Raw genomic sequence first — 22,344 nt, forward strand, 5'->3', positions numbered from 1 at the left:
GTCTCCAGCACCACCCTGAACTTGTCGGCGCTTGACCATCGATCGCTGGTTTTGCCATTGCCCGGCATGAATTTCCCTGTCTGTCTTGCACTTTGCCGCCAGGTCCGTAGCGTCACCGTCGTGATGCCCGTCGCTCCTGACAACTCGATGACCGCACGATTGAACGGCGGCATCATCTGCTGGATTGCCCATTCCCGGGTTTCCGCTGAATAGCGTTTCATTTCCCATTCGCTGTCCGCCCCCCATCTTTACATCAATCGGTTCGGGTGAGGCGACAACTAGCCTGACATGGAGGGCCGGCTGCAAAGAAAAGTAGGCAAAAGAAAGCAGCTCAAACCGCTAATTCTAAGTGGGAACCGTGGCCTGCAAGGGGGAGTGGCTCCGTAGAGTCTGTGCTCGTGCCCCGCATGCGCTGGTGACAAGGGCGTCATACTTCCGGCGACGCTGCGCGCGCCGAAGAGTACTTCAGAAAACCAACCACTGCGTTTTCGCACCCGCGTCTCGCTACCAGACCGTGGCTCGTCATTGCACCACCGTCACCGCGATTAGGATTGGAGCAGCAACTGCAACTGCAACTGCAACTGCAACTGCAACTGCAACTGCAACTGCAACTGCAACTGTGATTGGAGCACACCGACATATCATTTGGAGCGAGGGTTTCCGGGTGAATGCAGAGGTGCGTCGCCGAGGCGAAGCCGACGGCTCTCACGACGCGCGAACGAGGCCCGTGGTTTCCTTGGCAGACCCATCCGCGACGCACGTAGTGCGGAGTGGGAGCTGATGATGCCTTTGTCACTAGCGCCTGAAGGTGCGAGGGCCCGGATTCCACGGAGCCACTACCCCTTGCAGGCCACGGTTCCCACTTAGAATTAGCGGTTTGAGCTGCTTTCTTTTGCCTACTTTTCTTTGCAGCCGGCAAAGAAAAGTAGGTGCCTGCCCCGCACAGGGGCGAACGCTAATAGACCACTAACAATTCAAGGAAAGGCCAAAGCCCTAAAAAGCACAGACAAAAAAAGCGCCGCACAGGCAACCAGCTCAAGCAAGGCCCACCCCCGCAGGCAAACAGACAACAAAGCGCCGCGCAGGCAAAAAACCACTAAACCGTGACCCCCCGCTCACGGGCAAGCGTAATAGCCGTATCCTCGATCATATCCTCCTGCCCGCCAACAAGCCGTTGCCTCCCCATCTCAACAAGAATATCCCTAGCCGGAACCCGATACTTCGCTTCAGCCCGCTTGGCAAACAGCAAAAACGACGAATAGACCCCCGCATACCCGAGCGTCAACGCATCGCGATCAATCCGGATCGGCGCATCCATAATCGGCACAACGAGATCCTCAGCAACGTCCGAAATCTTGAACACATCGACGCCAGTCTGAATCCCCATCCGCTCGCACACAGCGATAAAAACTTCCATCGGCGTATTGCCAGCGCCAGCCCCCAGACCGGCCGCAGCGGCGTCAATACGGTTAGCCCCCGCAGCGATAGCCGCAATCGAATTCGCCACCCCCATCGCCAGATTGTGATGACCGTGAAAACCAAGTTCGGTCTCCGGCTTCAGCGTCGCCCGCACCAGCCCAATCCGTGCCGTCACGTCATCAGGCAGCATGTAACCCGCCGAATCAGTAATGTAGATACAGTTGGCACCGTACGATTCCATCAGCTTCGCCTGGCTTGCGAGTTGTTCGGGCGGCGACATATGCGCCATCATCAGAAAGCCGACGGTATCCATCTCCAGCTTGCGAGCAAGGCCAATGTGCTGCTCGGACACATCGGCTTCCGTGCAATGTGTCGCGATACGAATCGTATGCACGCCAAGCCCGTGCGCGAGCCGCAAGTGATCGACCGTGCCGATGCCCGGCAGCAATAGCGCCGATACCTTGGCCTGTTTCACTTCCGCAATCACGGCGCTCAGATACGCTTCGTCCGTATGCGCCGGAAAGCCATAGTTGACCGATGCGCCGCCCAGGCCGTCTCCGTGGGTCACTTCGATCAACGGTACGCCGGCAGCGTCGAGTCCGCGCGCAATCGAGCACATCTGGTCGAGTGAAATCTGGTGGCGCTTGGGATGCATGCCGTCACGCAATGTCATGTCGTGCACGGTAATGCGGGTTCCTGCTAAAGACATAGTCGGTTCCTCAGGCGGTGGCAGGCGATGCGGCAAGCATCTGTTGGGCGAACAGCTCGGCGGTGCGCGCGGCAGCAGCGGTCATAATGTCGAGATTGCCGGCGTATTTCGGCAAATAGTCGCCGAGGCCTTCGACTTCCATGAACACGGACACGCGGCGGCCATCGAACACCGGGCCGTTTTTCAACGTATAGCCCGGTACGTATTGGCGTACTTCGTCGATCATGGCGTGCACGGAAGCCGTAATTGCCTCGACATCCGGATCGGTTTCGGTCAGGCAATGGATCGTGTCGCGCATGATCAGCGGCGGCTCCGCCGGATTGATCACGATGATCGCCTTGCCCGCCGCCGCGCCACCGACCTGTTCGATCGCCTGCGCCGTGGTGCGGGTGAACTCGTCGATGTTCTTGCGCGTGCCGGGACCGACCGAGCGCGACGACACGGTCGCGACGATCTCGCCATACACCACGCGCTGCACGCGCGACACCGCGTACACCATCGGAATGGTGGCCTGGCCGCCACATGTGACCATGTTGACGTTCATCGCTTGCTGGTCGATCTGCGCAGCAAGATTGACCGGCGGTACGCAAAACGGACCGATCGCGGCGGGCGTCAGGTCGATCACGCGCACGCCGCGCGCGGTCAGCTTGTCGGAATGCTCGCGGTGCACGTACGCGGACGTGGCGTCGAAGGCAATACGGATATCGTCGGCGGCCAGATGGGGCAGGAGGCCGTCAATGCCGTCCGCAGTCGTTCTCAGCCCCATTTCGCGGGCACGTGCGAGGCCGTCGGAGTCCGGGTCGACGCCCACCATCCACACGGGTTCGAGCACCGCGCTGCGGCGCAGTTTGTACAGCAGATCGGTGCCGATATTGCCGGGCCCGATCAACGCGCATTTGATCTTGCTCATTCAGTGCATCCTCAAGGAAAAGACGGTCAAACGGTCAGATGAAGCGCACGGAACAACTGCCGATGCCTTCAATCTGCATGTGCAACTGGTCGCCGCAAACGACCGGAATCAAGGCCGCCAGCGAACCCGACAGGACGACTTCTCCGGCGAGCAGCGGCACGCCGAGTTCGCCTAGCGTGTTCGCGAGCCATGCCACTGCATCGGCCGGGTGGCCCAGCGCGGCGGCGCCGATTCCTTCCGCCGCACGCGTGCCGTTCTTGTCGAGTGTCATGCGGCAAGCGGCGAGGTCGAGCGCGTGCGGCGCGACGCGTTCTTCGCCTAGCACGTAGACGCCGCATGACGCGTTGTCGGCCACCGTGTCGCCGATACGGATCGCCCAATCGCGGATGCGCGAATCGACGATCTCGAAGCACGCGCCGACCGCTTCGGTGGCGGCAAGCACGGCGTCTCGCGTGATGCCCGGGCCGCGCAAATCGTCTTTCAGATAGAACGCAATTTCGCCTTCCGCGCGCGGCGCGATCAGCTTTGCGATCGGGATGTCCTCGCCGGCGACGTAATGCATGCCGGAAAGCAGCACGCCGAAATCGGGTTGACGCACGTCGAGCATGTCCTGCACGGCCTGGCTCGTCACGCCGATCTTCTTGCCGACGATCGTTTCGCCCGCTTCGATGCGACGCGCGACGAAGTGCTGCTGCACGCGGTAAGCGTCGGCGAGCGACAAACCGCCGGCGCGCGCCGAGAACGGTGCGATAGGCGCGCGCTCGCGCCATGCGTGGTAAAGCTCGTCGCCGAGTGTGGTGTGAAGTGTCGAAGTCATGACGACCGCAATTGGAAAGGGAAAAGCGCCGGGGCTGAACCTGAATTCGTCCCCGGCCGTGGCTTCAATAGAGGCGCAACGAAATCAATTGCCCGCGCCGCGAATCGCATCAGGCGAGAAGTACGCTTCGGTCAGTTGCGAGCCGCGTGTGAGTACGGGCATCGGTTCCTGATTCGCCAGACGGTCCGCGTAATAGGCGCCCGAGATCAGGTCGTGATAGAAGACGGCGGTCGAGTAGAACGATTTGGCGTCGTACGCGTAGAGCGTCGGGGCCAGGTTGGTGCGCCACAACGTACCGCGTGCGTCGTAGTTGTCGGCGGCGACTGCGTTCCACGTGTCCTCGTCGAGATACAGCACCCGTTTCGCGTATTGATGGCGATAGCCGGACTTGAGTGTGGCTTGCAACACCCACACGCGATGCAGTTCGAAGCGCATGTACTGCGTGTTCTCATGACCCTTGGTCAGGATATCGGTGTATTTGATCGACGGGTCCATCAGCTTGTAGTTGTCGTACGGCACATACACTTCGCGCTTGCCGATGATCTTCCAGTCGTAACGTTCGCCGGAGCCATTGAAGAGGCGGTCGTCGTCGACGGTACGAAAGCCGCCTGGACCTTCGGGCTGATCGAAGCCGAATTCCGGCGCTTGCCGCACGCGCCGCGTGCCCGGGTTATACGACCACGTGCGGCGAGTGTCGGAGCCTTCCTGGTCCCACATCTCGAAGCCGGTGATGATCGTGCCGCGATCGGATAGCGGCAGCATCGTGGTCTGACGGAAAAAGCTCTTCGCGTTCAGCGCGTTCTTCGGATCGAAATGGTCCGCGCTGCGCGGCCCGTAAATCGCATACTGCACCTTGCCCCATGCAATATTGCCGTCGGGGTAGACCACGGCCTGGTCGTAGGTTGCGGTTTCGCCTTCGACTGCGGATGCGAAGCGCAGATTCCACATCGCTTCGACCCCGTTCTTCGGCACCGGGAACGGCGTGACCGGCGGGAAATCTTTCAGACCGTTCTGGTCTTTCGTCATCGTAGTGGTGGGGGCGTACAGGCGGATGTCCTTGTACACGGCGTCGCCATAGCTGAAATCGCGGTGGCTCGGATAGACCGGAATCTTGAAGCTGTCCGGATACTTCTTGAGCATGGCTTTCTCGCCGTCGGTGAGGCGCGCTTCGTATTGCTGCATGTTCTGCGCGGTGATCACAAAGAGCGGTTTCTCGTTCGCATACGGATCGGGGAAGCGCTGGCCCGGTTTGTAGTCGACGCCCGGCGGCGTGCCGAACCATTTGCCGCTCCACGCGGGGATCGTGCCGTCGGCGTTGCCCGCGCGCTCGGCGCCCATCGGCGTGAGCGGGCCTTCGAGTTTGGCGAGATCTTCCGGGCTGGTTTTGGCGAACGATGGGGCGCCTGATGCGGCGGCGAGCGCGGCGCCTGCCGCGAACACGCAGACACGCAATGTGGGATTGAAAATTCGACTCATGACCAAATCCTCTTGCAGTAAAAAGACGGCTGATTCAAAGGGCGCAGCATGTTGTGATGCGCCGGAGACTCGCCGCAGCGGTTCATTCCGGCGCGCAACATCAGAACGAGTAGGTCGCGGTCGCGAGCACATAATCGCGATCGGCGAGCGGCCGGTTAACCGGATTCGGGTTGCCCAGGAATTTCGCGTAGACGATCCCTAGTTTCAGGTTGCTCAGGCGCGTGAAGTTCACACCGACCGTCACGCGGTGGTCACCCACGCCCGTCAGCGAACCAAGTGCGCCGGATAGCGCGGATTGGCCGGTGAAGTCGTCGGCATAAGTGAGCGGCACGTCGACGTCCCAGCCGCTGAACACGTTCTTGTAGCTGAGCGTCCATGCCACCTCGAAGGCGGCGGAATTACGCGTGTTCGTGAGCGTCGTCGAGCCCATAATCGGCGTGAGGTTGCCGGCGTGCACATACGAGATTTCACCCACCAGCGTTTGCGATGCGGCAAGGAAGGTCGGTCCGATCGAATAGATCGCCGAGAGATTCGATTGCCATACGTCGCCGCGCGTCGATTGCGCACCCGTGGGTGTGTTCACGAGCACCGCGGCGCCTTGCCGGTACGACGTTTCACCAGCGACGTTCACGCCGTTCAGATCGGTCGAGAAGCTCAGGCCGGTGAGTTTGATGTGGTCGAAGTACTTCTCCTGGTACTGCAGCGACGGGAAGTACGTCGTCACGACACTCGGATTCATGTCGTTGTAGTGCAGGTAGTACGCACCGATTTCGGTGTCGCCGAAGACGCGCCAGCGTGCGCCCAGGCCCCACTGATCGTCGCCGTTCGGCCGGATGTCGTTGCCGCGCGGAATCTTGATGCCGCCGGGGCCGATGATGTATTGCGCGCCGGGACCGACAACGTCCGAGTAGCTCCAGTAAGCGCCCGGCGGCACCAGCTGGTTAGGCTCGAACGCGAACTGGTAATAGCCGAGCAGGCTGAAGTTAGGCGCGAGTTGCCACTGCGTCGAAATCTGCGGAACTGGCAGCAGGATGTCCTTGACCTCCGCTCCGGCTACATACGACGCGGTGGCATTGGCAGGCCCCTGGGCGCCCGCGATGTTCGGAAAGAACACGCTTTCGCCCCACGCGACGACCTGGTCCCCCACCTTGACGTTCAGACTCGTGCCGCCCAGGTGGATCGTGTCGTACGCGTAGGCTGCGAGCAACTGCGGGTGTCCGCCGGCAAAATAGCTCGCATCGCTGGTGAACTGGTTGTACGCGCCGCTATGGTTGACGGTGTAAGGCGCGTCGTTGTTGTTCGGGTGCTGGTATGCCTGATCGTAGAACACGTTGGCCCGCACGAAGACACCCCAGTCGTCGTGCTTGAGGTTCACTTCGCCGAGCAGGCTCACCTGATTCTCGATCAGCTTGTTCTTCGCGAAGTTGCGGTCGCCGTCGTCGCCGTTGATGTTCTCCGGTGTCAGCAGATTGCCGCTCGGCGCGCGCGTGCGCATCCCCAGGCCATAGCCGAGTGTGAAGTTGTAATCGAGCGTGGTGTCCGTGCCGAGATTCACTGTGTCGCCCGCGTAAGCCGGGGTGGCGAACGTTGTTATCGTCGCTGCCGACGCCGCTGCCAGCACGGCGAGTCTGCATGCCGCGCACACCGCGCGCATTACCGGTACGCGCTGTTGTGTTCCGTTGATCTGCATCCTGTCTCCTCTGTGGTCACATCTGAAATTTGTTGTGATCAGAGGTTAGGGGGCACGTGCGGCGCGAGAATCGTCAAAACGGACTAGTCGCTTGCCCCAGGGACGCGAGGTGTGCGCGTGTGAATGCGTCTATGGCTTTGTGGCGAACGCCTTGTGCAGGTCGGTGGCGGCGAGAAAGGCGGGCACTTCGCCGCCACCTTCGAGAATCAGATTGCTGCCCGATGCGTAGGCGGCGTGTGGCGAAGCGAGGAACAGGCACGCGGACGCGATATCGCCGGGTTTGGCAAGACGGCCTGCGGGAATCGTCGCGGTGATGTTGTCGAGTGCGGCCTCGCCGTCTGCCGGAGAGGACCCCGTATGGCCGCTGGTGGCGGCTTCGGTTTCGACGAGACTCGGGCTCACCGCGCACACGCGAACCTTGGGGGCCCATTCCACCGCGAGCGAGCGCACCGCATTCAGCAGGCCGGCTTTCGCTGCGCCATAAGCCGCTGTTCCCGGCGACGCCCGCAAACCGCTCACGCTGCCGATGAACAGCAGGACACCGCCTTCCGGTTGCTGTTGCATCAGCGCATTCGCACGTTGCGCGATGTGTAGCGGCGCCACCAGGTTCAGGCGGATGACGGCTTCGGTAAAGCGCGGCGAGGCCTGCGCGGCGAGCGCGAACGGCGCACCGCCGGCATTGCTGACGAGCACGTCGAGCCGGCCGGATTCGCGTTCGATCTGCGCGAGCATGGCGTCGATAGTGTCGATGTCACGCACGTCCGCGGCGATGAAGCGCGGGGCTTTCTGACGTGAGGCCGAATGCAGGTTCGCCTGCGAGCCCGTCTGCAAACCTGTCGGCGAATCAGGAGACCCCGCAGGAGACCCCGCATGTCGATCTTCGTGCTGCCCTGCCTGCAAACCCGCACGAAGACCCTCCTGCGCCCCCGTCTGCAGGCTCGTTTGTGAACCCGCCGCTACGCTCGCGGGCGGCGTGCGTCCGCACACGTACACCGTTGCGCCCGCATCTCCGAAAGCTTGCGCGATGGCCGCGCCGATCCCTTTGGTGCCGCCCGTTACCAGCACCACCTTGCCGCTGAAATCGAACCCTGTCATTGCCGCTGTCTCCCTCTGTTCATGTGGGGCCGATGGTAGGAGAAATGCGGCGCTGCCTCGTAGTCTGAAAAGACGATGCCCCGCTGCGGATTCGAAGGGATGATGTTTTCGCTGGCGACCCTCATACAATCTGCCGCGCCGACGAGCGCGGCGCGAGCTAGGAGACAAGCGCGCATGAACGCAACGCCCACGGAGTCACAACACGCCGACGCGCACGGTAACGCGCAAGACAAGTCACGCAGCGCGCCGCCCACCCTGCAGGCGCCCAAGGGGATTTTCACGGAAGTCCCCGGCGGCCTGACGCTGCATCACTTCGAAGCCGGCAGCGGTGCGCCCGTTGTATTCATCCATGGCAGCGGTCCTGGCGCGAGCGGCTTCAGCAACTTCAAGCATAACTACCCGCAGTTCGCCGCGGCCGGTCATCGTGCGATCGTGGTCGATCTGCCGGGCTATGGCGCGTCGTCGAAGCCCGCGGACGTGAACTACACGCTCGATTTCTTCGTCAGCGCGTTGCGCGCGCAGCTCGCCGCGAACGGCATTGGCCGGGCGACCTTGCTCGGCAATTCACTCGGCGGAGCGATCGCACTGCAATACGCGCTCGACTATCCCGACGACGTCGACAGCCTGATCATGATGGCCCCAGGCGGTGTCGAGGAGCGCGAGACCTACTTCAAAATGGAGGGCATCCAGAAGATGGTGTCGCTCTTCACGAACCGCCAGATGAACCGCCTGACGATGCGGCAATTGCTCGAACTGCTGGTATTCGATCGCAGCCTCGTCACGGATGCGCTGGTCGAAGAGCGTCTCGCCGTGTGCGAGCAGCAGCCGCCCGAAGTGCTGTCGACGATGCGCGTGCCCAACCTGACTGACCGCCTCGGCGAACTCAAATGCCCGGTGCTGGGTTTCTGGGGCACGGACGACCGCTTCAATCCGGCCAGCGGCGCGATGCGTTTTCTCGAACACTGCGCCGACGCGCGCTTTGTTCTGATGAATCGCTGTGGCCACTGGGTGATGGTCGAGCATCGGCGATATTTCAATCGCGAATGTCTGGAATTTCTCGCGGAGCAGCACGCCGCTTGAGGCATGCTTCGGATGCGGCGCGAATGGCGCGAATGGCGCGAATGGTGTGACCGGTGCGGCCGACCCAACGCCATGCGCCGCAGAAACCCCAACTACAACATGACGGAGACGGTATGACATTTCCCCATCAACTATTCGACATGAGCGGCAAGGTGACCGCCATCACGGGCGGTGCGCGCGGCATCGGTGCGCAGACAGCACGCACGCTGGCGGCGGCCGGTTCGGCGGTCGCGGTGCTCGACGTGTTGACGGAACCGGGCGAGCAGCTGGTCGCCGAGATCAATGAGTCGGGCGGCCGCGCGGCGTTCTGGAAGATGGACGTCACGCAGGAAGACAACGTGCAGCGCGTGTTCGGAGAAATCGCCACCCGCTTTGGGCGGCTCGACGCGCTGGTGAACAACGCCGGTATCGAAGGTGCGAATCTGCCCACGCACGAAATGACGCTGCAGCAATGGCAGAAGGTCATCGACGTCAATGTGACGGGCGTGTTCCTCTGCACCAAGTACGCGATTCCGCACATGCTGACGGCGGGCGGCGGCTCGATCGTGAATCTGTCGTCGATGTATGGGCTGGTTGGCGGCCCGGACGTGCCGGCGTATCACGCCTCGAAAGGTGCGGTGCGGCTGATGGCGAAGACCGACGCGATGCTGTACGCCACGCAGAATATTCGCGCGAATTCCGTGCATCCCGGCTTTATCCGCACACCGCTGCTGGAAGAGGCGTTCGAAAAGCTCGGTGACCCGGAGCAGATTTTCGCGCATATGAAAACGCTCGTGCCGCTCGCGAAGATCGGCGATCCGCAGGATATTGCAGCGGGCATTCTGTATCTGGTGTCGCCGGCCGGCCGCTATGTGACCGGCACGGAGTTGGTGATCGACGGCGGCTACACCGCACGCTAGGAGGACGGATGAACACCAGCGAAAACATGAAGGCCCGCCTCGTCGACTATATCGAGGCGTTCAATGCGGCCGACGCTTCGCGCGTCATCGCGCTGTTCGCCGATAACGCGAGCATCGAAGACCCGGTCGGCACGCCCTTGAAAGAGGGCAAAAGCGAGATCGAAACGTTCTATACATACGCGACGTCGGTGGGCGCCCGGCTCGAACTGATGGCGCCGCCGCGCGGCTCGCACGGCAATAGCGCGTCGATCAGCTTTCGCGTGCATATCACGGCGCAGGACGGCCGGCCCGCACACATCGACGTGACCGACGTGATGGACTTCGACGCCGCCGGCAAGATTCTGCGCATGCGTGCGTACTGGGGTGCGGACGATTACCACGTGCTCGCGGACGCGAGCTGAACCGGCACGGCGGCACGATGGCGCTCTACGAATTCAACGGCAAGCGGCCGCGCGTCGATCCGTCGGCGTACGTTCACCCGAGCGCCGTGCTGATCGGCGACGTGACGGTGGGCGCCTGCTGTTACATCGGGCCGCTTGCGAGCCTGCGGGGGGATTTCGGCGCGGTGGTGGTGGAGCGCGGCAGCAACGTGCAGGATAGTTGTGTGCTGCACACCGGCGTGGCGAATGCTTGCCGGCTTGGCGTCGACAGTCATGTCGGGCACAGCGCGATCATTCACGGCGCGACCCTGGAACCGAACACGATGGTCGGCATGCATGCCGTCGTGATGGACGGCGTCGTGCTCGGCGCGACAAGCATCGTGGCCGCTTGCGCGTTCGTCAAGAAGGACTGGCGGGTGCCCGCGGGCGTGCTGGTGGCCGGGGTGCCAGGGCGCGTGGTGCGCACCCTGAGCGAAGACGAGATCGTGGCGAAATCGTCCGGAACCCGGATTTACCAGCAACTCGCGGCGGATTGCCTGCGCACGATGCGCAGCGTTTGAGGTTCGCCGCCGCGCATCGTGCGGCGCTAAGGTTCAAAGACTGCGGCCGGTTCGACACGCGCGCCGGCCGCAGCTCGCTTTTTTGTCTCTCCTACGTCACATACCCCTGCGCCACGTTGATCAACTGCACGCGATTGCGCACGTTGAACAACTGCCGCAGACGCCGCAAGTGGTAGTCGACGTTATGCGGCGACAGCCCGAGGAAGTAGGCAATTTCCTTGTCGCGCTGCCCCTGCACGACCGCCTTCAGCACCGCATGCTGCAATTCGCTCAGCGAGACGCGCTGCTGCTGCGCGGGCGCGATGCCGATCACGCTCTTCGCGTGCGTCCAGATGAATTCGTGGATCGTGTGCGCGAACATCAGCGTTTCGGCCACGATCGATTCCGTCATCCAGCGCGGGTTGCCGACCTCTGAGTTGAAGCACAGACTCGCGCTCAGTTCCGGCTCGGGCAGCGGCATCTGCGTGAGAATCCCGCTTTTGCGGCCGGTGGCCTCCAGCATGTCGATCAGGCCGCCGAGCCTTTCACTGCGCATTTGCGCGCGCGGCAGGTCGGCGCGCATGTCGACAGTGTTCCAGAGGAACGGCATGCCGGTCGGCGACGCCAGCGCGACGCGCGGGTCGAGCTCGAAATAACGCTCGCGGAAATAGCGCGTGAGCCATGCCTGCGACTCGTAGCTGGTCAGCACGAACATCGTCTTGTGATGCGCGGTGGTGCGCGTGGCCGAATAGCTGAACGAGTCGAAGCCGAGTTGCCTGATGCGCCGCCGCACGAATTCGATGCGGTCCTGCGCGCTGCCAAATCGAACCAGCGGACTGATTATCGGCGCGGCCCGCCGCGCGGCGGGCGAGGGCGTGCCGATCTCCTCCTCGGTGAAGAGCGTGAGAAAACCTGCGGGCGCCATGCCTGATGCGGTGCGGGTGGATGCCCTGGATGCTTCAGCCGCGTGGGCTGATTTCTCGGGTTGCCGCGTGCCGGCCGGGTAAGCCGGTTGAGCGGTAACCGCTGAGTTGTAAGCCGCCGACACGTGGCTGGCTTCGCCTTGCGGCGAGCCGGTCAGCCAATGCGGCAGCGTATCGCATTCGTGTTCCATGAAACGGTAGCTCCGGCGTTCGAAACGCGTGATGGACGACAACCTGGATGATTAACTATTTCCAAATATTACGGTAGCCGGTTCCTTGCTATCATTTTTGAGATCTTGCGCTGACCTCTAACCGGCGACGTGGGTGTGGCAGGGTTTGCTCATGTGCATATAGGACCTCCCAGAAAGAGACGTGATGGCAAAAATTCCAAAGCTGACAACGACGCTTGCCTACGACCGCTATATGGCGGGCCAGAAACTGGTGTCGAGCGTGGATCGCCCCTGGCGGCACCTGGTGCTGCGCTCGTATCTCGAACCGGACGAGCAGGAACTGCTGGAGGCGCCTGGCCTGCAGGACGTCACGCTGATGACGCTCGGCAGCGGCGCCGAATATCTCGAGCGCAACCTGAATGGGCGCTGGGAGAGCGCCGAGCTGCGCGTGGGCGACGTCTGGTTCGTGCCGCCCGTGCCGATCTCGTGGCGCTGGCGTTCGATCAGCGATGAGCCGCTGTCGACCGTCCATTTGCACCTGGAGCGCAGCCTGATCGACAGCGTCGCCGACCAGATGGAGCTGGGCGGCTCACGCGAGCTGTCGCTTGGCGACGCCATGCAGTTTCACGATCCACTGATCGCCGCGATGCTCGGCGCGTTGCATCGCGCCGCGGGCGACCCCACCGACTCGCGGCTGTATGTCGACGCGTTGGCCCACGCGCTCGCCGCTCATCTGTTGCAACATTACTCGCGCGGCGGTCACGCCGAGACCGGCCTGCCGCCTCATCCCGAGCGCCTGGTGCCACGCCGCATCCGCCGTGTAACGGATTACATTCGCGCCAATCTTGCCGCCGATCTGGCTATCGGCGAACTGGCTGTGCAGGCCGGGTTAAGCAGCTTCCACTTTGCTCGTGTGTTCCGCCGCGAGACCGGTGAAACGCCTCATCAGTTCGTGACGCGCTTGCGGCTCGAGGAGGCTGCGCGGCTGCTGCGGGCCACCGATCAGCCGGTGCTGCAAATCGCGATCGCGGTTGGTTTCGAGAATGCCAGTCATTTCTCCGTGCAGTTCAAGCGTGGCTACGGCGTGACGCCGCTTGCTTACCGGCTGCGCGGCTGAGAGTCGGTTGCGCGGCTGGATATTGTGTGGCTCGCCAGCATGCGATGGCCGGGCAGCGTGCCGACGATTGAGGACACGCAGGCGTTCGCCGATCGCGATATGCTGTGCTGCCGTGCAGCGCGGAATGGCCGGTCGCCGCGCGGCACAGCGTATCGGGGCCGGCCGCGGTGGGTCATCGAAGGCGGGGTTCAATGAATCGCCGCAACGGAAATTACGCACGTTTCGCAGTGTGCTGTGCATTGCGCGGCTTGCAAACTACGAACTTTCGTGGCGCTGTTCGGGATGAACCTGGCATGGACAGGCCTCGATGCTGATCCGGCCAGTCCTGGAGCCTTCGGATTCAATATGGTGAAGCACGAAGCCGCGTGCAACCGTTGTGCCTGCTGGGTTGCGGTGGTTCGCGCCGGGTCGCCACTGGCTGGTGGCGGCCTGCGCGATGTGCGGCTGCCGCAGCCACTGGATCAACTGGCCTGACCAGATGCACGGCAACTGTATCTGTCGAAGCATTGCACCGGCCGACAGAATGTTGCGCCTACAGCCTGGCCCCAGCCGGCGTCTGACCGACCCTTCCATTCAACCCGTCACACCGGATACCTAGCGATGACCCGACTTCGAATCACCTCCTGCGGCCACGTCTTTACCGCCGAAACCCATCCTGATGCGCCGGAAACCGTGGCTGCGTTTCTGAAGCTCCTGCCATACCGTCAGAAGATCATCCACGTGCGCTGGAGCGGCGAGGGCTGCTGGGTTCCGCTTGGCGACTTCAAACTCGAGAACGACGGCGCGGCAGTCGGCTTCGAAAATCACACAAGCCATCCGTCGGTAGGCGACATCCTGTTCTATCCGGGCGGTTACAGCGAAACGGAGATCATTCTCGCGTACGGTTCGTGCTGCTTCGCCAGCAAGATGGGTCAGCTTGCGGGTAATCACTTCCTGACCATCGTCGAAGGCAAGGAAAAGCTGCGCGAACTTGGCACCAAGGTGCTGTGGGAAGGTGCGCAGGATGTGTTGTTCGAGAAGATCTAAGGCGGCGGTGTGGTGTTTGCGCCGTTTGTGGATAACGCGTCCTGATCCTGGTTAATTTTCCCTGCATAAAATGAGTACTGGAGGCGCCCGGGGCGGTCTAACCGCTCTCGCGCCTCGACACTTAGTCGTGTCTACCTCGGCGAGCGGCATCAGACCGCTCGCTTTTTTTCGCTCGTTGCCCGTGTGGCGCACGGTGTCACGTCGTGATCTCAATGCCCGCTCCCCTGGTTTAAGAAGCGTTAAGAGCGCGTCTTAATGTCGCCTAAAGATATCCCCGTCGATCTAAGACGTTTGGCACTTTGCGTCCTAAACGGGGTATGTCGTTTGTACTTATTCAAGCGAAAAAATTGCTTTTAGGAGTTTTCGTATTCGCCAGCTTGTAAGCGGACGGCAAACTATGGCCTCGCGTTTGTCGACCAGGTGAAAGCGCGATGCATTCTTAAGTTCTTCGACGTTTCGGGTAGATATGTATGTCCGTCATCTCGTTGAGTGGCGGCAAACGAGCGGCGACGTGTTTGTCGGTCAGTGAACGTGCGGTGCATTCTTAAATTTCTCAATGTTTAAGTTAAATGATTAGGATTTCTTAAGAAAAATCTTGGTGGCTGTGTTTCGATAAAAATGATTGGGAGGAATGTTGAATAAGACTTACAAGACTGTTTGGAATAAAACGACCCGTACCTACGTCGCGGCATCCGAGGTGGTGAAGAGCCGTGGCGCGAAAGGCACATCGGCATGCGGGGCGCTGGTGGCGGCCGGCGCGGGGTTGTTGGGCGCGTTGGCGTTTTCGCTGCCGGTGAGTGCGGCGGACTGTGGGGTAGAGACCCAAGGGTGTATCAATATGGAGGGAACGCCGGCAACGCAATCTGCAGACTCGGCAAATCTGGCTACCGGCGATGCCGCCACGCCCGAACAGTTGGCGGTGGCGATCAATAATGCAAGCGCGTTCGCGGGTCATCCGTCGGTCGCCGCAGTGCAGCGGGTGGGCAGTGCTCAAGCTAGTTCGATGAGTCTCGCGGCGGTTTCTGCGGTGCCTCCCGTGACCGACTACATTGCCGTGAGCGAGAACGTCACGGTTGGCGTGGCGACGCATACCTCAACAGACATGAATGCGATGGCGGTCGGACCGACCGCGGCAGCGACCGGGGTCAATGCGACAGCGGTCGGCGCTCAGGCCGCCGCCGGCAGTAGCGGGTCGACCGCGATCGGCGCTGCTGCGGCGGCATTGGCGGTGAACGCTACTGTCGTGGGAGCAGGCGCATCAAGTGGCTTCGACGCAACCAACGGCGTTTCGATCGGCTACAGGGCTGATGCTGAAGGTGCCGATAGCTTGTCGCTTGGAACGAGCAGCATGGCGAACGGCGATGGCTCCGTCGCCATGGGAACCAACACCTTCACAGCAACTAGCGCAACTAATGCGCTGGCGCTGGGTACGAACGCGCAGGTCAACACACCAGGCTCGGTGGCACTCGGTAGCGGATCGGTGGCCGACCGGGTAAATTCGGTGGCCGTGGGTAGCGCTACGCTGCGCCGTCAAATCATTAATGTGGCCGATGGTACGTTCGATTCCGATGCTGCGACCATAGGTCAACTCAAGGGCGTGACCTCGGCGCTCGGCGGCGGTGCGGCGATCAACCCGGACGGCTCGATCGCCACACCGGCTTACACCATCGCCGGGACGACCTACAACGATGTCGGCGCGGCTTTGGCTGCGGTTGCGAAAAGCAGCGCGGCGGGCAGCGCTGACGCGCTCCAGTACGACAGCGCAAAGCACGACACCGCGACACTGGGCAATGCGGGCGCGCCGGTCAAGCTCACTAACATCGCGGATGGTGCGCTGTCAGCCTATAGTTCGGACGCCGTCACGGGCGCGCAGCTTTACAGTACCAACCAGGCGGTCGCGCAGAACACCGTGGATATTGCCGGCATCACCACGAACATCAACAACGGTACGATCGGTCTCGTCCAGCAAGACCCCGTCTCCCATGACTTGACCGTTGCAAAAGGCACGGACGGCAAGCACGTCGACTTCACCGGGACCATCGGTCCGCGCGAATTACTCGGCGTAGCAGCGGGTACGACGGCAGGTTCCGCGGTCAATCTCGGCCAGCTCAGTCCGGTCGTCTCGTCGCTTGGGGGCGGGGCCGCCGTCAATACGGACGGTTCAGTAACCGGCCCGACCTATCATGTGCAAGCCGGCACCCAGACCACGGTGGGTAGCGCACTCGGTTCGCTCGACACCGGATTGTCGTCGTTGCAGACGCAAATCAACGCCGGCACTGTCGGTTTGGTGACACAAGATCCAACGTCTCATGATTTGCTTGTCGGCGCGACGACTGACGGGGCGCGTGTCAATATGGCGGGCACTGGCGGCGACCGTTCGATATCTGGTGTGGCTGCAGGTGCGATCAATGCCGTCAGCGATCAGGCGGTGAACGGCGCGCAGCTGTATGCGAATACTGCGAGCACGGCGGCAGCGCTAGGCGGCGGCGCGAAAATCAATCCGGACGGAACGCTCAAGCAGCCCGTCTACAACATCGGCGGAAACAGCTATAACGACGTAGGCGCGGCCCTCGCGGCAGCTGTGACAGCCGGCGTTTCGGCGAGCGCCGACTCGGTTCAATACGACTCGACCTCGCACGACACGGTGACGTTAGGCAACATTGGCACCCCGGTTCGAGTCACCAACGTGCGCGCCGGAGCACTCGCCGCCGACAGTTCAGACGCCGTCAACGGTTCGCAACTGTTCGCGACCAACCAGGCGGTCGCGCAGAACACCAGCGACATCGCCGCTAACACCGGCAGCATCACCAACCTCGATCAGCGTGTCACGGACAACACCACCCAGATCACCAACCTCGACGCGCGCACCACGACGATCGAAGGGGACGTGAGCAACATCACGAATCAGATCACGAACGGCGAGCTCGGGCTTGTCCAGCAGGATCAGATGTCGCGCAATCTCACTGTCGCCAAGGACACCGACGGCGCCAGCGTCGATTTCACCGGCACCGCCGGCGCACGCGAACTGACGGGGATCGCGGCCGGCACCACGGATACGTCCGCGGTAAACCTCGGGCAGCTCAAGCCGGTGGCGGCTGCACTCGGCGGCGGCGCGCAGATCAATGCCGACGGTTCGCTGACCGGTCCCACCTATCATATGCAGGGCGGCACGCAGACCACCGTCGGCGATGCGCTCGGCTCGCTCGACAGCGGGCTAACCACCTTGCAGCAAAACATGGAGACCGGCGGCATTGGCATCGTCACGCAAGATTCCGTGTCGCGCATCATCAACGTCGGCGCGACGACGGACGGCACGCTGATCAACATGGCCGGTACGGCGGGCAACCGTGTGGTCACCGGCGTGGCGTCCGGCGCGGTCAACGCCGCGAGCGCGGATGCGATCAACGGCTCGCAACTCTATACGCACGCGGCAAGTACTGCGGTGGCGCTCGGTGGTGGCTCGACGGTCAATTCGGACGGCTCGGTGACGGCGCCCTCGTACAGCGTGGGTGGCACGGTCGTGAACAACGTCGGCAGCGCGATCAGCAATCTGGATGGCCGCGTGACCCAGAACACCAGTGACATTGCCGGGCTGCAAACCACGATTAGCAACATCAGCGGTTCGGTGGCGAATGCGGTCCAGTACGACAGTTCCGCGCACGACAAGGTCACGCTCGGCGGCACGGCAGCCAATGCGTCGAAGGTCACGCTCACCAACCTGCAGGATGGCGAGGTGTCGTCCACCAGCACCGATGCGGTCACCGGCGCGCAACTCTGGAACACCAATCAACAGATTGGCAACCTCGGTCAGCAGATCGGGGACCTCGGTCAGGCGGTGAAGAATACTCAGGTCACGGGCAGCTCATATGTCGCCGTCAACAGTTCGGGCAATGCGGCGCAGGCGATCGGCAACGGCACCGTGGCGATCGGCGGCGGCGCGAAAGCGAGTGCACCGAACTCGGTCGCGATCGGCGAAGGCTCGGTGGCCGATCAGTCGAACACGGTTTCGGTTGGTTCGACCGGCAACGAGCGCCGCATTACCAACGTCGCAGCGGGGCAGGCACCGGGTGACGCCGTGAATATGCAGCAGTTCCAGGGCGGCATGAACGATATCGCGCGCAATGCGTATTCGGGCACGGCGTCGGCTATTGCGTTGACCATGGTTCCGGAGGTCGATGCGAACAAGAACCTCGCAATCGGTGTCGGGACGGCCGGCTTTAAGGGCTATCAGGCAGTGGCGGTGGGTTTGTCGGCCCGTGTCACGCAGAGCATCAAGGTGAAGCTCGGGGCGGGCATCAGTTCTGCTGCGACGACAGTCGGCGCCGGCGCGGCGTACCAGTGGTAACCGCAGAAGGAGGGTAGGAGAACGCGCGCGGCCTGCGCGCGCGTCGACAAGCTTTTCTGACGCCCCGCACGTTCGATCGTGCGGGGCGGCGGTGCAACACTTACTTGAACAGCTTCGTCGCTTGCGAGAGTGTATTGATCACACCCCATGCCAGCGGCAGCGTCACATACAGCCAGAAGACGGCGAGCTTGACCTTGTTGGTCGGATGAACGGCTTGAATGGTCGACATGCGAGTCCCCTTAGGCGCCTTTGGCGAGTTGTGCGTCGGTCATGTGGTGCTTGTCGTCGACACGCTTGACCAGCAGGTTGCAGACGAAGCCGATCACCAGCAGCACAACCATGATGTGGATCGTCATCGTGTAGGCATCCGCCTTTGCAACGCCGTGCGCCACTTCATACGCACGGATGTAATTCACCAGCACGGGACCCGCGACACCTGCCGCGGCCCAGGCGGTCAGCAGGCGGCCATGAATGCCGCCGACGAACGCGGTGCCAAACATGTCCGCAAGATACGCGGGCACCGTCGCAAAGCCGCCGCCGTACATCGACAGGATCACGCAGTACGCGAGCACGAACAGGGCAATCTGGCCGGATGCGGCGAAGCCGGGCACGAGGTAATACAGCACGGCGCCAAGCGCGAAGAAGATGAAGTAGGTGTTCTTGCGCCCAATCCAGTCCGAAGCCGAGGCCCACACGAAACGGCCGCCCATATTGAACAGCGACAGCAGACCGACGAAACCGGCCGCCGCGGCAGCCGTCACGGTGTTCTTGAAGCTTTCCTGAATCATCACCGAAGCCTGGCCGAGAATGCCGATGCCGGCGGTCACGTTGAGGAACAGCACCAGCCAGATCAGATAGAACTGCGGCGTCTTCAACGCCTGATCGATGTGCACGTGGTTGCGCGAAATCATCTTCTTCTGATTGGTCGCGGGCGGCGTCCAGCCGGCCGGCTTCCAGTCTGCCGGCGGCACGCGAATCGCGAGTGCGCCAATCGACATCGAGATGAAGTACGCAATGCCGAGCACAACGAAGGTCTCGGCCACGCCGATGCTGGTCGCGCTGCGGAAATGGTTCATCAACGCCACCGACAAAGGCGCGGCAATCATCGCGCCGCCACCGAAGCCCATGATCGCCATGCCGGTTGCCATACCGCGACGGTCCGGGAACCAGCGGATCAACGTCGACACCGGCGACACGTAACCGAGGCCGAGTCCGATCCCGCCGATGACGCCGTAGCCGAGGTAGAGCAGCGCGATCTGATGCAGATACACGCCGAGCGCGGAGACCAGGAAGCCGCCGCCGAAGCAGCACGCGGCGGTGAACATCGTGCGGCGCGGACCGACATGTTCGAGCCACTTGCCGGCAAACGCCGCCGACAAACCCAGGAACACGATCGCCAGCGAAAAGATCCAGCCGAGCGAGGTCAGCGACCAGTCGTCAGCGGTGGATTGCGTAATGCCGATGACTTTGGTCAGCGGACCGTTGAACACGGAGAAGGCGTACGCCTGGCCGATACAGAGGTGAACGGCGAGGGCCGCGGGCGGAACCATCCAGCGCGAAAACCCGGGTTTCGCGACGGTGGCCCGTTTGGAAAAGAATGGGGCGGAGCCTGAATTCCCGCTCGGCTCGGTGATGCTACTCATGGTCGGTCTCCCGTGACGAATTCTTTGTTATCGGCGTTTCTTACATGATGCTTTAGTGTCGCGGCGCAAAAATTGCGAGTCTGCACGCCGCCGATATATGTATTAATATTTCATATAACGTGCGTTAATTTGATATGGAACCTCCTGCGACGAACGATAGGACGCGAACTTGACCTTTGCAATATGAGATGCAAATGCATAAGGCATTAGCCTGGTGAAATACGACCGTAATCTGTCGAGTTGCGGCAATGCGGCACGAACGCCTGGAACGGACTACCGAATGCCGGGCAATCAGGGTCCAGAATCGGAAAAAAAAGCGGAGGAAGGGGGCTGGGGAGACAGGGGGGGTGTGAAGCCGGTGAAGTACCGCTATCCGCAAGAAATCCAGCACCCAAAAGCAAACGGGCCGGCACTGGCGCTTTCGCCAAGCCGACCCGCCGCAACAGTCACCGATGAGAATCAGGCGACCGCGCGCCCGGTCTTCATTTTCGCCGCCACCAGTACCGAGATCAGGCAGCCGATCGCGAGATAAGCCGCCACCGGATGCCAGGAGCCGCCGGCAAAGCTGACCAGCGCCACTGCGATAAACGGTGTGAAGCCGCCGCCGACCACGCTTGCCACCTGATAACCGACGCCGGCGCCACTGTAGCGGTACTCGGTGCCGAACAGTTCGGTGAACATGGGTTGCTGCACGCTCACTACCATGTCGTGGGCGATGTTGGCGAGCATGACGGCGAAGATCACGATCCACACCGTCGAGCGGGCTTCGAGAGCGAGAAAGAACGGCACCGCGCTGAACATACCGACCAGCGCGCCGACGATGTACACGCGCCGGCGGCCGAAGCGGTCCGCAAGCCACGCGAAACAGGGGATCGTGACGCAACTCACCGCACCGACCAGCAGGCCGATCGTGAGGAAGAACTCGCGTGGCATGTGCAGATTTGCAGTCGAGTAGTTCAGTGCGAACGCCGTCACGATATACATCGTGAACAACTCGGCAAGGCGCAGCGCGATGATCAGCAGGAAAGCCTTGGGGTGCTTCAGCAATGCCTCAACGATCGGCAGCCGCACGCTGCGTTCACCGTGCTGGCCGACCTTTTCGACGAACTCCTTCGATTCTTCCATGCTCGAGCGGATCCACAGCGCGATCAGCACCAGCACCACGCTGAACAGGAAGGGCAGGCGCCAACCCCAACTCAGGAACGACGCGTTGTCCATCGAGCGGCTGATGATCGCGACCAGCCCGGTCGAGAGCACGAGACCCACGCCATAGCCGACCTGCACGCCGCTGCTGTAGAACGCCTTTTTCTTCTCCGGCGCGCTTTCGACTGCCATCAACGCCGCGCCGCCCCATTCGCCACCGACCGCAAAACCCTGGATCGCGCGCAACGTCACGAGCAACACCGGTGCCCACCAGCCGATACTCGAGAAGGCCGGCAGCAGGCCGATCGCCGCGGTGGAGAGGCCCATCATCATCACCGTGAGGACCAGCATGCGCTTGCGTCCGAGCCGATCGCCGTAGTGGCCGAACACGAAGCCGCCGAGCGGCCGGAACAGAAAGCCGACGCCGAAGGTCGCGAATGCGGCGAGCGTGCCCATCGCCGGGCTGACCTTCGGGAAGAACTCGGCGTTGAAGACGAGTGCGGCGACGATGCCGTACAGCAGAAAATCGTACCAGTCGACCACGGCGCCGACGAAGCTGCCAAGCGCCGCTTTGCGTGCCTGGCTGCGCGCCGTGCGGTTACCGGCGATGGCCGCTTGCGGCGCTTTTGGGATGGTGGTACTCATGACGGTGTCTCCTTCGGATTCTCGGGATGCTGTCTGGAAGCGCGCGGCGGGTGCAGGGCAGTGGCCGCTGCGAGCCCACCACAGGATTCCCCGAAGGTTAATGATGGGAAGCCGTTCCCACAATCCACATACGGGTGAAATTGCGCGATCATCGAACGCAGCTGCGCGCATAGCGCGCGTTTTGCGCGTTTACACCGAGCATCATCTGTTTGGACAAGCAGAGGAACCGCCCGCAGGCTGCTCGTGCTACCTTGAGTATGCAATCCTAAAAACAACATCGACTGATATACTACATACGGAATATTGATTTTTGCGGCG

At 62.1% G+C, this 22,344-nt stretch carries 18 protein-coding genes and 1 pseudogene; 8 read left to right on the forward strand and 11 right to left on the reverse strand.

The genetic code is table 11. The features are described 5' to 3' along the window. From HHL24_RS27820 to HHL24_RS27850, 7 genes and pseudogenes are all read right to left on the reverse strand, one after another. Positions 1–221: pseudogene (locus HHL24_RS27820) on the reverse strand (IS3 family transposase); the annotation flags it as partial. Positions 222–1,096: 875 nt separating this feature from the next. Beyond that, positions 1,097–2,128 (reverse strand): 4-hydroxy-2-oxovalerate aldolase, encoded by a 1,032-nt coding sequence (gene dmpG / locus HHL24_RS27825; protein ID WP_169488565.1) that lies wholly within the window; start codon positions 2,126–2,128, stop codon positions 1,097–1,099. 10 nt (positions 2,129–2,138) lie between these two features. After that, positions 2,139–3,038, reverse strand: a complete 900-nt coding sequence (locus HHL24_RS27830) for an acetaldehyde dehydrogenase (acetylating) (RefSeq protein ID WP_169488566.1) — start codon at positions 3,036–3,038, stop codon at positions 2,139–2,141. Positions 3,039–3,072: 34 nt separating this feature from the next. Next, complete coding sequence (gene dmpE, locus HHL24_RS27835) at positions 3,073–3,855, reverse strand: 2-oxopent-4-enoate hydratase (protein WP_169488567.1); 783 nt, start codon at positions 3,853–3,855, stop codon at positions 3,073–3,075. A gap of 84 nt (positions 3,856–3,939) precedes the next feature. Next, the gene (locus HHL24_RS27840) at positions 3,940–5,331 is read right to left on the reverse strand and encodes a DUF1329 domain-containing protein (protein ID WP_169488568.1); all 1,392 of its coding nucleotides are present in this window, start codon (positions 5,329–5,331) and stop codon (positions 3,940–3,942) included. Positions 5,332–5,431: 100 nt separating this feature from the next. Next, positions 5,432–7,021 carry a DUF1302 domain-containing protein gene (locus HHL24_RS27845; RefSeq protein ID WP_169488569.1) on the reverse strand — a complete coding sequence of 530 codons (1,590 nt, stop codon included), beginning with the start codon at positions 7,019–7,021 and terminating at the stop codon, positions 5,432–5,434. Between the two features lie 129 nt (positions 7,022–7,150). Then, positions 7,151–8,116: an SDR family oxidoreductase gene (locus HHL24_RS27850; RefSeq protein ID WP_169488570.1), complete on the reverse strand. Its 966-nt coding sequence runs from the start codon at positions 8,114–8,116 to the stop codon at positions 7,151–7,153. A gap of 174 nt (positions 8,117–8,290) precedes the next feature. Between HHL24_RS27850 and HHL24_RS27855 the strand changes: the two genes are divergently transcribed. The 4 genes from HHL24_RS27855 (at position 8,291) to HHL24_RS27870 (ending at position 11,035) form a co-directional block, all read left to right on the forward strand. Continuing rightward, positions 8,291–9,196, forward strand: coding sequence for an alpha/beta fold hydrolase (locus tag HHL24_RS27855; RefSeq protein WP_169488571.1), 906 nt, complete (start codon positions 8,291–8,293; stop codon positions 9,194–9,196). Between the two features lie 113 nt (positions 9,197–9,309). Next, a complete protein-coding gene (locus HHL24_RS27860; RefSeq protein WP_169488572.1) occupies positions 9,310–10,095 on the forward strand; it encodes an SDR family NAD(P)-dependent oxidoreductase in 786 nt (261 codons plus the stop codon). A gap of 8 nt (positions 10,096–10,103) precedes the next feature. After that, positions 10,104–10,496, forward strand: a complete 393-nt coding sequence (locus tag HHL24_RS27865; RefSeq protein WP_169488573.1) for a nuclear transport factor 2 family protein — start codon at positions 10,104–10,106, stop codon at positions 10,494–10,496. Positions 10,497–10,513: 17 nt separating this feature from the next. After that, entirely contained in the window at positions 10,514–11,035 is a 522-nt protein-coding gene (locus HHL24_RS27870; protein WP_169488574.1) for an acyltransferase, read from the forward strand. 91 nt (positions 11,036–11,126) lie between these two features. Here HHL24_RS27870 and HHL24_RS27875 read toward each other — a convergent pair whose 3' ends face one another. Further along, positions 11,127–12,128: a helix-turn-helix transcriptional regulator gene (locus tag HHL24_RS27875; RefSeq protein ID WP_169488575.1), complete on the reverse strand. Its 1,002-nt coding sequence runs from the start codon at positions 12,126–12,128 to the stop codon at positions 11,127–11,129. A gap of 184 nt (positions 12,129–12,312) precedes the next feature. Between HHL24_RS27875 and HHL24_RS27880 the strand changes: the two genes are divergently transcribed. The 4 genes from HHL24_RS27880 (at position 12,313) to HHL24_RS27895 (ending at position 18,595) form a co-directional block, all read left to right on the forward strand. After that, positions 12,313–13,224, forward strand: a complete 912-nt coding sequence (locus HHL24_RS27880) for a helix-turn-helix domain-containing protein (protein ID WP_169488576.1) — start codon at positions 12,313–12,315, stop codon at positions 13,222–13,224. Positions 13,225–13,491: 267 nt separating this feature from the next. Next, positions 13,492–13,698, forward strand: a complete 207-nt coding sequence (locus tag HHL24_RS27885; RefSeq protein WP_169488577.1) for a hypothetical protein — start codon at positions 13,492–13,494, stop codon at positions 13,696–13,698. Positions 13,699–13,824: 126 nt separating this feature from the next. Beyond that, positions 13,825–14,250 carry a DUF3830 family protein gene (locus tag HHL24_RS27890; RefSeq protein WP_074288243.1) on the forward strand — a complete coding sequence of 142 codons (426 nt, stop codon included), beginning with the start codon at positions 13,825–13,827 and terminating at the stop codon, positions 14,248–14,250. 631 nt (positions 14,251–14,881) lie between these two features. Next, complete coding sequence (locus tag HHL24_RS27895) at positions 14,882–18,595, forward strand: YadA-like family protein (protein WP_169488578.1); 3,714 nt, start codon at positions 14,882–14,884, stop codon at positions 18,593–18,595. A gap of 100 nt (positions 18,596–18,695) precedes the next feature. Here HHL24_RS27895 and HHL24_RS27900 read toward each other — a convergent pair whose 3' ends face one another. From HHL24_RS27900 to shiA, 3 genes are all read right to left on the reverse strand, one after another. Then, positions 18,696–18,824: an MFS transporter small subunit gene (locus tag HHL24_RS27900; protein WP_169488579.1), complete on the reverse strand. Its 129-nt coding sequence runs from the start codon at positions 18,822–18,824 to the stop codon at positions 18,696–18,698. Between the two features lie 10 nt (positions 18,825–18,834). After that, positions 18,835–20,238 (reverse strand): L-lactate MFS transporter, encoded by a 1,404-nt coding sequence (locus tag HHL24_RS27905; RefSeq protein ID WP_169488580.1) that lies wholly within the window; start codon positions 20,236–20,238, stop codon positions 18,835–18,837. Between the two features lie 459 nt (positions 20,239–20,697). Beyond that, positions 20,698–22,026, reverse strand: a complete 1,329-nt coding sequence (shiA, locus tag HHL24_RS27910) for a shikimate transporter (protein ID WP_169488581.1) — start codon at positions 22,024–22,026, stop codon at positions 20,698–20,700. Between the last annotated feature and the right edge of the window lie 318 nt (positions 22,027–22,344).

The sequence above is a fragment of the Paraburkholderia polaris genome, assembly GCF_012927345.1.
GTDB lineage: Bacteria > Pseudomonadota > Gammaproteobacteria > Burkholderiales > Burkholderiaceae > Paraburkholderia > Paraburkholderia polaris.